Origin of the sequence: Gluconobacter sphaericus NBRC 12467 (assembly GCF_006539125.1) — a bacterium.
Classification (GTDB): domain Bacteria; phylum Pseudomonadota; class Alphaproteobacteria; order Acetobacterales; family Acetobacteraceae; genus Gluconobacter; species Gluconobacter sphaericus.
In genome coordinates, this window is record NZ_BJMK01000006.1 from 54,406 (window position 1) to 69,105 (window position 14,700).

13 protein-coding genes are annotated in these 14,700 nt (G+C 59.2%); 3 read left to right on the plus strand and 10 right to left on the minus strand.

Annotated features, from left to right (window positions below):
- Positions 1-6: 6 nt before the first annotated feature.
- Positions 7-885 (minus strand): class I SAM-dependent methyltransferase, encoded by an 879-nt coding sequence (locus GSP01_RS06100; RefSeq protein ID WP_141351774.1) that lies wholly within the window; start codon positions 883-885, stop codon positions 7-9.
- A 341-nt stretch (positions 886-1,226) separates the two neighbouring features.
- On the opposite strand from GSP01_RS06100, the gene GSP01_RS06105 reads away from it, so the two are divergent.
- Entirely contained in the window at positions 1,227-1,382 is a 156-nt protein-coding gene (locus GSP01_RS06105) for a hypothetical protein (RefSeq protein ID WP_174787556.1), read from the plus strand.
- A 97-nt stretch (positions 1,383-1,479) separates the two neighbouring features.
- On the opposite strand, the gene GSP01_RS06110 is transcribed toward GSP01_RS06105, so the two are convergent.
- The 4 genes from GSP01_RS06110 to GSP01_RS06125 all read right to left on the minus strand — a co-directional run bounded on the left by GSP01_RS06110 (position 1,480) and on the right by GSP01_RS06125 (position 6,007).
- The gene (locus GSP01_RS06110) at positions 1,480-2,205 is read right to left on the minus strand and encodes a glycine betaine ABC transporter substrate-binding protein (RefSeq protein ID WP_141351777.1); all 726 of its coding nucleotides are present in this window, start codon (positions 2,203-2,205) and stop codon (positions 1,480-1,482) included.
- Between the two features lie 75 nt (positions 2,206-2,280).
- Positions 2,281-4,377, minus strand: a complete 2,097-nt coding sequence (locus GSP01_RS06115; protein ID WP_141351779.1) for a M13 family metallopeptidase — start codon at positions 4,375-4,377, stop codon at positions 2,281-2,283.
- A 71-nt stretch (positions 4,378-4,448) separates the two neighbouring features.
- The gene (locus tag GSP01_RS06120; RefSeq protein ID WP_141351781.1) at positions 4,449-5,084 is read right to left on the minus strand and encodes a Dabb family protein; all 636 of its coding nucleotides are present in this window, start codon (positions 5,082-5,084) and stop codon (positions 4,449-4,451) included.
- Between the two features lie 101 nt (positions 5,085-5,185).
- On the minus strand, positions 5,186-6,007 hold the full coding sequence (locus tag GSP01_RS06125) for an acyl-ACP desaturase (protein WP_141351783.1): 822 nt from the start codon (positions 6,005-6,007) through the stop codon (positions 5,186-5,188).
- Positions 6,008-6,110: 103 nt separating this feature from the next.
- On the opposite strand from GSP01_RS06125, the gene bioB reads away from it, so the two are divergent.
- On the plus strand, positions 6,111-7,151 hold the full coding sequence (gene bioB / locus GSP01_RS06130) for a biotin synthase BioB (protein WP_141351785.1): 1,041 nt from the start codon (positions 6,111-6,113) through the stop codon (positions 7,149-7,151).
- A 124-nt stretch (positions 7,152-7,275) separates the two neighbouring features.
- Complete coding sequence (locus tag GSP01_RS06135) at positions 7,276-8,577, plus strand: Hsp70 family protein (protein WP_141351787.1); 1,302 nt, start codon at positions 7,276-7,278, stop codon at positions 8,575-8,577.
- Positions 8,578-8,881: 304 nt separating this feature from the next.
- On the opposite strand, the gene GSP01_RS06140 is transcribed toward GSP01_RS06135, so the two are convergent.
- Genes GSP01_RS06140 through GSP01_RS06160 form a run of 5 tightly spaced genes read right to left on the minus strand, consistent with a single transcriptional unit; the run spans position 8,882 to position 14,651 of the window.
- On the minus strand, positions 8,882-9,784 hold the full coding sequence (locus tag GSP01_RS06140; protein WP_141351789.1) for a hypothetical protein: 903 nt from the start codon (positions 9,782-9,784) through the stop codon (positions 8,882-8,884).
- The gene (locus tag GSP01_RS06145) at positions 9,781-10,737 is read right to left on the minus strand and encodes an MlaD family protein (protein WP_141351791.1); all 957 of its coding nucleotides are present in this window, start codon (positions 10,735-10,737) and stop codon (positions 9,781-9,783) included. The genes GSP01_RS06140 and GSP01_RS06145 overlap by 4 nt, the downstream gene beginning before the upstream one ends.
- On the minus strand, positions 10,737-11,456 hold the full coding sequence (locus tag GSP01_RS06150; RefSeq protein WP_141351793.1) for a P-loop NTPase family protein: 720 nt from the start codon (positions 11,454-11,456) through the stop codon (positions 10,737-10,739). The genes GSP01_RS06145 and GSP01_RS06150 overlap by 1 nt, the downstream gene beginning before the upstream one ends.
- Complete coding sequence (locus GSP01_RS06155; protein WP_141351795.1) at positions 11,449-12,273, minus strand: MlaE family ABC transporter permease; 825 nt, start codon at positions 12,271-12,273, stop codon at positions 11,449-11,451. Before GSP01_RS06155 ends, GSP01_RS06150 begins: the two co-directional genes overlap by 8 nt.
- Complete coding sequence (locus tag GSP01_RS06160; protein WP_228123646.1) at positions 12,270-14,651, minus strand: cache domain-containing protein; 2,382 nt, start codon at positions 14,649-14,651, stop codon at positions 12,270-12,272. The genes GSP01_RS06155 and GSP01_RS06160 overlap by 4 nt, the downstream gene beginning before the upstream one ends.
- Positions 14,652-14,700 lie beyond the last annotated feature (49 nt).

The following is a 14,700-nucleotide window of genomic DNA, read 5'->3' on the forward strand; positions in this document are numbered from 1 at the left end:
TGATGACTATCCGATCTTCTGCATCACGATCAGGACCTGCGGCAACCGCACAGGATTATCCATGTATTCGATCAGACGAAACAGACCGCCCCAGGCCTTGATGATGTAATTACGTGGAATGATCGCCTCGCCATAATGCGACTGGGGCTGCGGCGGTTTCGAGGACGCCGCATGCAGGAAGCGCCCGGCTTCGAATTCCGCGTTGGCTCGGGCTTCGTCGATAAAACTGTCTGCACAGGCTTCATGCCAAGGGTGTTCAAGCCTGATGCCAGACGCACGCTTGAGCCTCTGCTCGGCACAGAAGGCGATGAACCTGCGGCTCTGCGTCGTCATGACCAGCATGCCCCCTGGCTTGAGTAGACGATGGAACTCTCGCACCCAGTGTCCGGACAAAAATTCGTCCAGATGCGAAAACACAGACCATGACGTGATCAGGTCAAAGCTTTCGGGCATCAGGAGCATTGGCGGTACCAGACCGCTCCCCAAAAAGTTGAGCGCAGGATTGGCGCGCCGCGCCGCCACAAGAAAACGGTCCGTAGTTTCCGCGCCGTACAGATTGGTCGGCCGGATATCCTTCATAAACAGCCGTGCGATACGTCCCCAGCCGCAACCAAAATCCAGCAGCGTCGTCTCGGGGCGGACCGGCCGCCCAGCATAGGCGCAATACGCCTTGATTTCCCGAAAGAAAACATGCGCCTCATGGATGGAAATTTCTCCATGATGCCCATGAATTTCCCGTTGAAGATCATCCGGCGGAAATGAGGGCATCGTCACACCCTGGATTTCGGGGATATGGACGGACGACACCAAGACCTGAAGCCATTCCTCGTCGCTGATGCCACCAAAAGTCTCAAAAACGGCGCTAATGCTTTCCGGGTGGTTCATCAAGTCCTACCGAGGATTTTTAGTAACGTTTATTTAACGCATCCTCGCAGGCGCGGAAACAGATGGCCAGAGCAGGTTTGTGAAAATTATCCATACCCAATGCAGGCCCCGTCCCCTTTGACACAATTCTGTGTCAGGAGTGCCGAAAAGGCATTTTTTGAAATACAGAAAGCAAAGGGGCGATGAGTTCCGCCATCACGACAGTCAGATGTCGATGACGGGCAATCGAAGGGTCTTTTTTCAATGTCCCTTTCTAAAAAAACGCCGCAGCCACAGGAGCATCCCCAAAGCACCCTGACAAGGCCATTGCGCCTCGACTGACTAGAAATAGCGCGGATGTCATGCTGCTCGGCGTCAAGCGCATGGCCGAAATCACCGGTACGGAAATCGGCGCGATCTACAAGAAATATATAGAAAGAATCGCTCTTGGCCCTGCGAAGACGGCAGACGATGCCGCGGGCTTCGTCGCCTATCTGTCCAGCAGCGACGCCGATTAACCGATCCCATAACGGGTCGGCCCGTTCTAATCGACAGCGATCTCGGTTTCCGCTGAAATCACAAAAAAAGGGGGCCGGTTTCCCGCCCCCTTTTTTATCAGCGACCGATGAGACGGCCGCGCTGCCAGGCTTCGGCGGCCCCTTCCGGATCCTGCCCTTCAACGGAAATGACATAGTCCAGGGCGCTCATAACCCTGTTGCCGAGCATCATTTCCGAAAGCTCGTCAAGCAGATCGCTGTCTGCCTGGCGGGCCACATCTTCACGCATGATCATTCGTGCCGACATTTCCCCACCCAACAGATGGGCCGGATCCTCGATCACGGTCAGCAGATCCGTATGAAAAACCGCATGAGGCTGCGTCGCTACGACCAACGGCCTCTCGCCAGCATCGCGGGCCTTTTCCAGACGCCCGATCAGCGCCCCTTCCCCGATGCTTTCAATCGGTAGTACCGAGAGGGCCGGAAGCTGCTTGAGAGCGTCTTCCAGCGCCTGACGGCTGTCATCGCTGACGATGATGCGGTCCACATCCGCAGATGTCAGTGTCCCGACAGGACCCAACGGTGACAGGGACGCAAAACTGACGACAGGCTGGTACAGATCGCCCAGAACCCGGCGCCCAAGACCGGCAAACTTTTCATCCCGCGGAAACCAGGCAGAAACGAGAAGATCGACTTCCGCCCCTTCAAGAGCTTCTTCGATATCATCGGGGTCCAGATCGACATATTCGACCTCAACCTCGTAAGCCTCAAGAACGCGCGCGACCGCGCTGGCACAGCCCGCATGCAACGAGGTGTACAGATGGCCGATCGTCATTTGCGTCATGAGAATGGGTCCGTCAGGTAGAGAAAGTGAAACGTGAGACCGTGATTAGGCCCCACGTTCCGATTTGTCACGACCTTACCAGATCTTTACGCGCTGATCTGGTGCCAGATAGAGCTTCTGGCCGGGCTTCACGTCGAACGCATCATACCAGGCATCGATATTGTGAACCGGGATGTTGACGCGCGTGATAGCCGGGGCGTGCTCGTTCGACAGCATCTGCTGACGCAGCGCATCCGGACGATCCTTCTCACGCCAGACCTGAGCCCAGCCAAGGAACACGCGCTGGTCACCCGTCAGACCGTGCACGACCGGCGCGGGCTTGCCGTGCAGGAAATCATGATAGGCCTGCAGACCGAGGTTCAGCCCGCCGGAATCCGCGATATTCTCGCCCATGGTCATCTTGCCGTTCACATGCGCTCCCGGCAGAACTTCCTGCGCGTCGTACTGCGCGGCCAGACGGTCAGCCAGCTTCTGGAAGGCATCCGTCGAAGCCTTGGTCCACCAGTCATTCAGGCGGCCATGCTCATCGTAGTGACGGCCCTGATCGTCAAAACCATGACTCATTTCGTGACCAATCACGCCGCCGATGGCACCGTAATTAACGGCAACATCGCCCTTGGGATCAAAGAACGGCGGCTGAAGGATCGCAGCCGGGAACACGATCTCGTTCATGGTCGGATCGTTGTAGGCGTTCACCGTCTGCGGCGTCATACCCCATTCGTCGCGGTCCACCGGCTTGTCGAGCTTGTCCAGATCGTGCTGCCAGCTGAACGCCGCACCGCGCACGGCATTGCCGTAGACGTCGCCCTTGCGGATGTCGAGCTTGCTGTAATCCCACCACTTCTTCGGATAACCGACCTGAATGGCGAAATGGTCGAGCTTGTTCAGAGCGGCCTTGCGGGTCGGCTCGTCCATCCAGCTGTTGTGCTCAAGGCGGTCATGGAAGGACGCCTTCACTTTCTGCACCAGATCCGTGATCTGCGCCTGTGCGGAAGGCGGGAAGTAGCGCGCGACATATTCGCGGCCCAGTGCCCAGCCCAGTGCACCGTTCGTCACGCGCACGGCACGCTTCCAGCGCGGAGACTGCTGCGCCACGCCCGACAGTGTATGGCTGTTGAAGTCGAAGGACGCATCATAGAACGTGCTGGACAGATAACCGGCCGCATTGTCCCCGAGATGGAACGCCAGCCACGCGCGCAGCGTCGCAGGGTCTGCAGCCTTGAGAACTGTCGTCATCGCCTTGATACCGGCGGGCTCGCGCACGTCGATCTTGCGATTTTCCAGGCCTTCTGCCGGCAGTCCGGCGCTGGTCAGGAACGTGACCCAGTCGAAGTCCGGCGCAAGCTTCTGAAGCTCGGACACCGGCATCGGGTTGTAGATCTTGAGCGGATCGCGGGTCTGGTCGCGCGGCACTTCAACTTTGGCCAGAGCCGTTTCGAGATCGACCACCGCCTGCGCGTTCTTCGCAGCATCCGGCCAGTCCTCAAGCGTCAGCATCTTGGCGACATAGGCCTGATAGGCCTTCTTCTTATCCGCCAGCTTGGGATTTGTGTAGTAGCTCGTGTCCGGAAGACCGAGGCCGCCGCTCACACCGATGCTCATGCCCTGATCGAGCATCAGCATGTAGCGTTCCGGGTCCTTCTGGTCCTGCTCCACACCGATCTGGAACGTGGAGAACATCATGGATTTCAGGGACGCACCGAACGCTGCGGCAAGAGACTTGCCATCATTCACGTTCCGAATCGTTTCAAGATCGGCTGCGAGCGGCTTGCCACCCAGACGATCCACAGCCTTCTGGTCCAGGAAGCTGGCGTAATAGGTGCCGATCTTGCCCATGTCGTCCGTGGGCTGCTGGGCAACCTTCTTCGCGGCCTCGTCCAGAATGGTCTTCTGACGCGACAGGGAGAGTTCATACAGGATACGGAACGGGCCGTAGCTGCTCATGTCTCCAGGGATCTTGAGGTTCTTGAGATAGGTGCCGTTGGCGTATTCGAAGAAATTGTTTCCCGGCTGAACGGCACGGTCCATTCCGGCTTCGTCAAAACCCCAGCCCGCGTTGTAACCGGCAGCCTGCGCGCCGGAGACCATCAGACCCGCGGCAAGGGCTACAAGGCTGGCACCATGCTTCAGAGCATGTCGCGACGTAAGAAATCGTTTCACAATGTACCTCATTCCAGAATGGTGCCTCTAGAATGAGGTATAAAGTATCATTTCGTCAAAAGGACAAAACGCGCCTGCTCTGCTCAGCGGGTTTTGTGAGTTTTTTTGGTTTTTGCGCCTGTACCTTCTGGCGTGACGACCGCCGCAACCGGATAGTCAAAAACAACGATCTTTTCGAGATAGGGCGCGGCAAACTCTTTGAAGGCCTCATGGGCGGGGTCAATAAACGCCACATCCGTCACGACAGGTTTGCCGACATAATAATTTCGGTCTCCTTCAGAACGGAACGTCACAAGAAATGCCTGCTGAAGACCGGCATCAGCCCCTTCTCCGCTGTTCTGGAAGCCGGTTTCGATGCTGACGACAACCGGCTTACCGTCCGCACGCCGGCTGTCCTGAACGAGATGCAGGAAACGTCCCGACACTTCAGCGCGCTGTGCCGTGGTAGCTTCTTTGGTGTAGCGGAACATGACCATGTGCCTGACCGGACCAACACGCCAGTCTGGAGCAGTGAACTGCGCGTAACCAACCTGTTTGGCCAACTGCTGGGCGGACAGGGTAGCGGGGCTCACCGTATCGGTTTTGACCGGACCAGACGATGCGATCGGCAGTGAATAGGGGTCCGCTTTCGCCGTCGGAAACTGATACAGACCAGCGGCGCAAAGGGCCAGGGTTGCGCCGTAGACGGCACGACGGGAGAAAATAGCGGAAACGGTCATCGAAATCTCCGGACGCAGGCGAAAGAATCAGGCGTCTTTCATGGCACAGACGCCCGGTTTCGTCTTCTTTTTTCCAGTTTCCGGATGTTGCATGGAAGTCCTCAGGCCTGAACCTGCTTCCTGAAGACTTTCCGGCGCCACTGGATCAACCGGTAGACCAGCGAAGATGCAAGCTTCTGCCAGCGAGAATGCGGCGCAAACCCGATCGTCTTGAAAATCATCGCCGTCACGCGGTCGATATGTTTGGGCTGATAGAAGCCCATCGCCTTGGACATATAGGCCGCAATGCAGCGCTGATGGTCATAGGCCATGCCTGACGGCTCGTTCGTCGTATGATAGGCCGAGGCCAGCTCGTCGTCCTCGCTCTCCGTCACGCGACCCAGCGCAATGCGTGTCCGGGCCCAGACACTCAGCTTCTCGCGCTTAAGATAGCGGCGCATGTGATCGTAAAACAACTTGAAATGCCGGTATTCATCGGCCGCGATCTGCTTGCAGATAGCCTTGAGCAATGGCTCGTCCGTCCCGTCCGCGAGTGCCGTATAAAAAGACGATGTGCCGGTTTCGACCATACATCGCGCAATCAGTTCGCCCGTGCGGGAACCGCGGATCGAGGCATCTACATCGGCGTCGATCTTGTACGACGCACGATAGCGGTCGAACGCCTTTTCATAATCCCAGGACGGATCTGCCAGCATGGCCCAGCGGCCAAGCGCGTCGCCGTGCTGCACTTCCTCAACAGCCCAGTTCGCGGCAGCCGCGCTGAAATCCGGATCTCCGACGAAGACGCGACGCAGATATTCGGCATAATCAAGACCGTTCTTTTCTACCACGGAAGCGGCCTTCACGAGGGGGATGATCTCGGGGTCCACGCGGGACGGATCAAAGGAGTTCCAGTCCATCTGATCAATATGCCAGTGTTTCATTCTGCGACCTCGTCCGTTTTCCGGCTCATCAATAGTGACGATCAGATGACACGGTGGGACAATTTTGGGTAGGTGTGATGCAGCAACCCTTGGAGATTGATCCGTGACGGCCACCCATACGCCCCACCCAGACATCCGCCACGACTGGACCCGCGACGAAGTCGAAGCCCTCATCAGCCTGCCTTTCCCCGAGCTGATGTACCGCGCACAGACTCTGCACCGTCGCTACTTTGACCCCACGAAAGTGCAGATTTCCACGCTTCTTTCGATCAAGACCGGCGGCTGCCCGGAAGACTGCGCCTATTGTCCGCAGAGTGCGCTGCACGAAAAAAGCGTCAAGGCCGAGCGCCTGATGGCCGTGGAATCCGTCCTGAAGGAAGCACGCGCTGCAAAGAAAGCCGGTGCAGGCCGATTCTGTATGGGAGCGGCCTGGCGCACGCCGAAGGATCATGACCTCGACACCGTCTGCGAGATGATCGAAGGCGTGAAGTCGCTGGGGCTGGAAACCTGCGTGACGCTCGGCATGCTCGATGCGCAGCAGACGGAGCGCCTGAAGACGGCGGGGCTGGATTATTACAACCACAACCTCGACACGTCCGAAGAGTTTTACGGCTCCATCATTTCCACCCGCACCTACCAGCAGCGTCTCGACACGCTTTCGAACGTGCGCGACGCAGGTATCAATGTCTGCTGCGGTGGAATCGTGGGCATGGGTGAAGACCTGTCCGACCGTGCCGGTCTGCTGATGACGCTCGCCAACCTGCCCAAGCACCCCGAGAGTGTGCCCATCAACCTGCTTGTCCGCGTTGAAGGCACTCCACTGGGTGAGGCCGAAGCCGTCGATCCCATCACCTTCGTCCGCATCATTGCTACGGCGCGTATCATGATGCCGGAAAGTCATGTCCGTCTTGCCGCAGGGCGCGAAAACATGACCGATGAAGCCCATGCACTGTGCTTCCTCGCGGGTGCGAATTCGATCTTCTGTGGCGAGAAGCTCCTGACCACGCCGAACCCGGCTGAACATCGCGACCGCCAACTCCTCTCCGCGCTCGGAATGTCACCCATGGTGCAGTCCGAAGCCAAAATGGGCACGATGCGTCCGGCCGTGACGGAAGAAGCCGTGTGCGAGATGGCCGCGTCCTGATCTCAGCCACTGCACGAGAAGGGGAAGGACCTGAAAGGGTGCTTCCCCTTTTTTTATGCTTGGCCTTTGACGGCTTCTTCCCTAAACCCACGCCCTTTGCCCAAACCGGAAGAAAGCAGAACCAATGACGACGCCCGGACACAACCAGACCAAAATCCGCGTCGGAATTGACTTCGGCACCACCAACAGCGTGGTCGTGATTGCGGATGAAAACGGCAATACCCACCCTGCCCGCTTCGTCTTTACGGACCACGCCACCAGCGAGACCTGCCGCACCCTGCTTTGCCTATGGATGGATCAGGACGGACGACGACGCGTCATGAAAGACGCGATCGGGCTGGACGCCATCGAGGCCTATCTCGACGATCCGGCCGAGAGCCGTCTCATCATGTCCATGAAAACCTATCTCGCGCAGGGCTCCTTTCGCGAAACGCGGGTCTTCAGCAGTGTCATGACGCTCGAAGCCCTGATCGCCCGTTTTCTGACGTCTCTGATGGATAAGGCCGGGCTGGAGCCGTCCGATGTAAGTGCCACGATCGGTCGCCCGGTGCGATTTGCGGGCGAACTGGCAGATGATTCGCTCGGTGTCGCCCGACTGCGCGAGAGCTTTCTGAAAGCGGGCTTCCCCGAGCCTAATATCGTTCTCGAACCAGAGGGCGCAGGCTGGCGCTTCATGCAGCGCCTCGACAAACCCGCCACCGTTCTCGTCGGCGATTTCGGCGGCGGTACCAGCGATTTCTCGATCATGCGTTTCGACCCGCAGGGCAGCCCGCGCGTCACCACGCTCGGCCATTCGGGTGTCGGCATTGCCGGCGACCAGTTCGACTACCGCATCATCAGCCACGCCGTCGCCCCGGCTCTGGGCCGGGATGCGACCTATCGCGTCATGGGCGGCCAGCCCCTGCCCGTCCCGGCGGAATGGTTCGCAAGCCTGGGCCGCTGGCATCGCCTGTCGCTGATGCGCACCCCCCAGACCCTACGGGACATCGCAGACGTCGCCAAAACATCATCCGAGCCTGAAAAACTGCGCAGTCTGCTGCGTCTGATCGAGGATCAGGAAGGCCAGAACCTCTATCGCGCGGTCGGACAGGCCAAAAGTGACCTGTCGCGTCAGGACAGCACTGTCCTGCGCTTCATTCACCGCGATCTGAAGATCGAAGAAACCATCACCCGCAAGGACTTCGAAAGCTGGATTGCGCCTGATCTGACACAACTGGACGCCGCAATCGAAGACGCCCTGATTCAGGCCAGACTTGGGCCGGACGATATCGACCGGGTCTTCCTGACCGGGGGCACGTCCTTCGTGCCTGCTGTACGCAATCTGTTCGATCGCCGTTTCGGAGCGGAGCGTGTGGATGGCGGATCGGAATTCGTCTCGGTCGCCGAAGGGCTGGCCCTGATCGAGCGCGAACGCCATCAGGCCTGAATAGGTCCTGATCCAGTCGAGCGCCCCATAAATCCTACCAGACCGGTCTTCGAAAAGTTTGCCTAGCCATCCTGAAAATTGCAGCAGACCGCACGAACAGCGAGGCCTGCCATCGGGTCTGGGTCAATACCGCAACGCATGTCTATCATGTTCAGGGCAACTGCTGGCACAACGCCACGACACACAGGACGTATATGTGTAAAGCGGACGCCAAGCGTGCAGGCAATATCCGCAGCCACTCATGACAGACTTTACTAACAGGCTTCAAACCTCATGAACTGTGAGTTCCGAAGCCTGTGAGCGTTCAGTCAGATGCGCCGAGACCTGACTGGTCGACCGGGGTTCCATGAACCTGCACCGTAACCTTTCCAGGTTCTGCCTTTTCAGGGGCGGTCGCTTTAGGCGCGACGCTATCGTCTCCAGCCTGCTTTGCCGCCACCTGCTCGCTGATGTTTTCCTGCTGTCGAAGGGCCGCAGCCTGTGACTGATGCCCCGCCGCATCGGCCGCATCCGCCGCCAGAGTAAGTGCCCGGCGCATCCCGCGATAATCCAGCGCATCACGGCGACTTTTCACAACCGACAGGGACTCGCTACTGGCCAGTTCAGGCTGCCCGCGCAGCAGGTTCAGACGGGCTGTCAGTTCCTGCCGGTCAACCTGTGCGCTGGTTTCACGGAAGGTAGCCAAATCATTCACGCGCTGGGCCAGAACCGTGTCCTGCCTCAGATCCGCTGCGATCAGACCTGACAGGTAAAGCGCCCGTTCACGAATTCCCATATCCGGAGACTGAAGCGCGCGCGCCACAGCCTGCGAGGCGAACACCGTGTCATGAAGCCTGTACAAGGCAGCCGCGCGAATTACGGCCAGATCGGACGTATCCGAAACACCGCGCAGGCTGAGCGCGGCTTCGGTCTCTCCAAGACTTTGCAGGGCTTTCTGCGGCTCGTTTTCCGCCAGCAGGACTGCCGCCAGATTGAAACCGGCCTCGTGAATGGACGCCGCATCATCGCGCATCAGAGCACGGTCCATCGCGGTGCGATACTGAGCCTCAGCCTGTGTGGCCTGTCCGATCCCATAGACGCTCTTGCCGGTATCCATGGCATCTTCATAAGGCTGATCGGGCTTTGGCCCCTTCGTCGCGATTGAAGACGAGCAGCCGCCCAGCGTCAGGACCATCAGGCCCGTGCAGGCCAAAAGAACACACTTCATGGCCGCACCGCCTGCGCCGGCAGACGACGCGAGGGCTCCTGCTTGCTGCCCCCGCCACCCAGCAACCACAATCCACGCAGCTGATCCGTCAGCTTGCGCAGGCTGCTCGCACTGGCTTCCGCCTGAGCCAGAAGAGCCGGAAGCTGCGCCATGGCCGTATTGGCATGCGCCACGGTCTGCTGGACCTGCGGCATGCTCTGACGCAGGCTTGCCGTCGCGGCCCGTGCATTGGCCATCGTTCCATCCACCTTCGTCATGACGTCGCCTGCCTGCTTTTCAATGGGTCTGAGATCCGCGATGACAGCATCGAGATGAGCCAGCGCAGCATTGGCCTTGTCGAGTACGTCATCCTTGACCAGCAGTCCGCCGATCGTGCCCTGCCCCTTGCGCATGTCTGTCAGCATGTCGTTGACCTGCGTTGTAATGAGTTGGACGTTGTTCATGGCTGGTACGAGCTTGTTGCGCAGATCCACGACGGTCTGAGTAATCACATCCGCCGGATTGGCCTCAACCGTCGCCTGAAGGACTGCGTAATCCCAGTCGAGCGGCTTGCCCTGACCCCGGCCCAGTTCAATGTAACTTGCGCCCGCCACGATCAGACGATGGCGAATGATGGCCGTGCTGTCCTGACGGATAAAGTTGGCGAACTGCGGGTCCAAATCCCCTTCCGCATACATCCGCCCTGTCTCGTTGAGCTTCAGGCGCCGGATTTCACCCGCATGGACGCCCATGACCTCGATATCGTTACCAATCGCGAGCCCTGCCACGCCGCTCTCGGGTAGCACGAAATGGAGTTTCTTTTCCGGCGTCAGCCACTGTCGCAGGAAACCGGCCTCCACGACGGCGACCGAAAACATGACAATTGCGGCAAGGACAAGCAGCCCGACCCATTCATCCGCATAGCGGTTCTGAAAGAGCGGACGGGCGGTTTCGGTCTGGCGTACGCGAAACATCAGGAACCTCGCATCGAAAACAGTCCGTCATCATAAAGGCGCAGGCGGATGGTGGCGTCGGACGCATAATCCCCCCACCCGCTTTCATCCGGAGCCATCCACACAACCGCGCATCCCCGGTCCCGCAGATCGGTCACGAGAGACAGGAACGCATTCATCAGACCGGCCGAGGCCCCTTCCATCGGATGCTCCAGCAGCAGCAGCGCCGGCTCGCCCATCATGGCCCGCACACAGGCCGCGCGCTGGCGGTCCATGGCCGACAGGCGGTTCGGCGGGATTACCGGAAGGCCAGGCAAACCAAGCCGGACGGCAAGATGCACAGCCTGGGACTGAAGCCTGTCGATCGGGATGCGTGTATGGTGCAGTTGTGGCCACAGAATGTTCATATGCGTCCCGTACAGGTCCACCCATCCGCCCGTCATCACAACCCGTCCGATCCGACCCCGCAGCGCGTTGCTGCGCCGTTCATCGAGGTCGGCCCAGTCCAGCCCCATGCAACGGACATGGCCATCGCCCAGCGGAATGAGACCAACGCACATATCGGCAAACAGCGCCGCCTGGCCCATGTCCCGACACTCGATCAGGGCGCATTCTCCAGCATTGAGACGCAGGTTGTAACGGCTCGAAACCAGCCCGCTCTCATCGAACTGCGGCTTGGCATCCAGCAGTTCTAGCCGGGCGTCCAGCGTATTCGGTAAGACGTCGTCAATCTCAGCCATCGAAGCACACACTGAAAACGACGTTGATAACCATGATGGAGAGCATACCGCGCGCAAACCCGCGCGGCAGCATGCTCGACAGATCGTCCTCAGTGGTGACATCCATGCCGGACAGACACGAACACACCCCCACGGCATAGCCGCTGAAAATGAACTTGGCCGGAATCACGAAATAATCGATCGGCTTCACACTGCTGACGACCTGATCCAGAAACGCCCAGATCGGCATCGTGATTGCATCCTCGACACGACAGACGGCATAGCCAACAAGAAGAGCTGTCATGCTGAAAATGATGCCAAGGGTGAAGCCACTGATCGTCATGGCGAGGCTGCGCGGCAGCAGGAACGAGATGAACGGATCAACCCCCATTCCGGTCATGGCGCGCATCTGTCCCCCCGTCGTGAGCGTGCCGAGTTCGGTGAGCATCAGCATACCCGACCGCCCCAGCAGGATCACGCCAACCAACACCGGCGCAATCTCGCGCACCAGAACCGTAGAGAGGATGGAACCGGTCATCTGTGCCATACCCGCGAAACCGAGCCAGTAGACGGTCTGCGCCACAATGCCGAAACCCGTTAGTGCCGCCGTCACCAGCGTACTGAGAATACCACCACCGACTGCCTGATGCAGAGAAGCCCAGAACTCAATCCTCACCGTCCGCCGCCATGTCGTCAGCCGCGTCGCCTCGCGCATGATTCCCCAGCCGGCGCCGATCATCATGAGCGTAAAACGCATCTGCGTGCGGGAAAAATACCCCAAATGCACCAGCATGCTCCGGACCATCGTGATCCGGTCAAGATTGCGCAGCCCTTTCATCGGCGCCCCGCCAGCACAAAGCTGCGGGTAATGCCGCTGTTAGGCAGATAGAACATACCCCGCGCCCGAAAGAGAAAATGCTCGCGCAGGATCATATAGGCCTGTTCGGACACCTGGATCGTTCCTGCGTCCGGCGCGCTGCCGGTCAGGAGTTCGGCACCATTGAGCGCATCGCCCCAGATGTTGAAGACCGAAGGCGATTCACCCAGCTCCGAAGCCATGACCGAGCCGACATCCATGCCGATCCGGAAAACAGGATCCAGATCCGCCGCAGCCAGCGAGGACAGGCAGGCCTCACGGATCGAAACCGCAGCGTCTGCCAGCCTCACCGCAGCCGAGGGGTCCGGCGTCTGCGAGCAGCCGCCCACGAGGACGAGCCGGTTGCTCACGACCTGAACGGAGAACAACCCGCTGTCACGCGCGATTTTCTGGATTTCCAGACTAAGCGTACGGATGACATTCATGGCGCGCGCAATGCTGTCTCGGTCCGGCGCATAGGGGTCTACAAAGGAAATGACCATAACCGGAACCTGCGGATACACACCCGCTGCAACCGGTTCACCAACCGTGGCCGACGGCTCCAGAAGAAAGCCTTCGTCAAACCGCGTGTCGTGTTTTTCGGTTGGTATCGCCAGGCCGGAGGAACCCTCGCCCGCCGCCGCATCGAACGGATTGGCAAAACGCAGGGCCACGATAGAACCTACGATGGCGATGATGTGCTCCATTGTCTCCGGCTGCCCCGGATCTTCCAGAACGATCGCGCCAACGGTCTTGTGCGCATTGCGAACCGGCTGGAACAGCAGCGTACTCGCCCCTACGGACCGCATGATGACGCGTTGGAAGTGCTGGGTGCGCTCGTCCTGCGACGCATCCGCAATCGACAGGGTGTGCCCCTCGTCCAGAGCTTCGAACAGCTTACCATTGTCTCGTCGTCCGATCTCGACACCCGTGCTATGCACGTCGCGCGACGGATCGAAAGCATCTTCGCAGAGCAAACGATCCCCGTCCGGCAGCAGGCGCCACAGGCTGGCGCGTCGCGCGCTGGTCCGTGCCGTCAGGGCCTCCGTCAGGATCGGCACCTCGTTCGTAGGGTCGAACAGGTCCGGCGTGCTGGCAATTTCCAGCAGGGAAGCGTTTTCCGCCTTCACCTGCTCCCGTCCCCTCTGAAGCCGCTTTCTCAGACGTTCCACATGCCGCCCCTGCGCGACCAGCGCTAGCGCCAGCACCGAAGCCAGTCCGACGACCAGCAGCGAGAACCCGATATTCTGCCGCCGGGCCGTCTGGGCAAAATCGGCAAAATCACTTTCCGGCGCATTCAGCAGCAGCACCCAGTGCCGATGCACAAACGGCAGCTCGGTAGCGATAGTGACGTAATTCTTGCCCCGTGCCTGCACCACGCCCGTCCCAGGGCCCTTAATGCGAAAGCGGTTGAGCGCATGGGTGAAAACGGGCTGTGTCTTGGGATCAAGGAACACATTCCCTGGATCGAAGGTTTTCGGATCCTGCCCGGCTACGACATTGTGCCCGGCTATGATCTGGCCGTGCATGTCCACGATCACGGCCTGTCCGCTGCGCCCGACCTGAAGCTTGTTGAGAAAGGACGTCAGCTGGTTCAGGGAAATATTGATCGCAAAAACCGATTTGTGTCCGTCATGTCCGTCAAAGGCGATCGAGGCCGTGATGATGAACTGGCGCGTCGAAATATAAGCATAGGGATCAGTCCAATGGAGCTGCCGCTCCGGATCGTTCTGATGCTTTACAGCTTTGGCGAACCATGGGCGGGTGACGACATTATAGCCTTCCGCCGGATCTGCGCCTTCGCCCGTGATGTTACCGTCCTTGTCCGTGTAGACGTGATGATAGACCTGCTTGCCGTCATCAGTCTGGAAATGAGTCTGCTCGAACCCGTCCTGACCATGCCGCGTGATCATCCAGAACTGGCCCTGATCATTCGCGATATAGAAACTGTCTACCTGCGGCGTATGCGTCAGGATGGAGCGTCCGTAGAGCATGAACGTGTCAGGCGTAGTGTTGGTCAGCGTATCGCGCAACATGTCCTGCGCGATCAGGGCGCCAATAGAGGCCGGGGCCAGATAATCGCTAACCTCCTGCGTCACATAGCGTTGCTGGCTGCGCAGAAGATCGTTGGACAGTGAAATCGCGCCCTGGCGGGTCGTCTGGTAATTATGAAGGCTGATGCCTGTAATCGCAGCGATGACCAGAAGCACGCCCACGAAAGGCCCCAGGATCTGGAAGATCCGGCGCCGGTCACTGGCAGGATTCTGGGTGGGATTCACGATTTCTGCGGCTGACAACGTTCTTTCACTCCGAACAGAGACGGGATCGCGGAACAGGGCCGTACTACCACGATAAGCCAATATCCTCCGACTATTACCAGACTGCAACCCACAGTCATGAACTGAAACA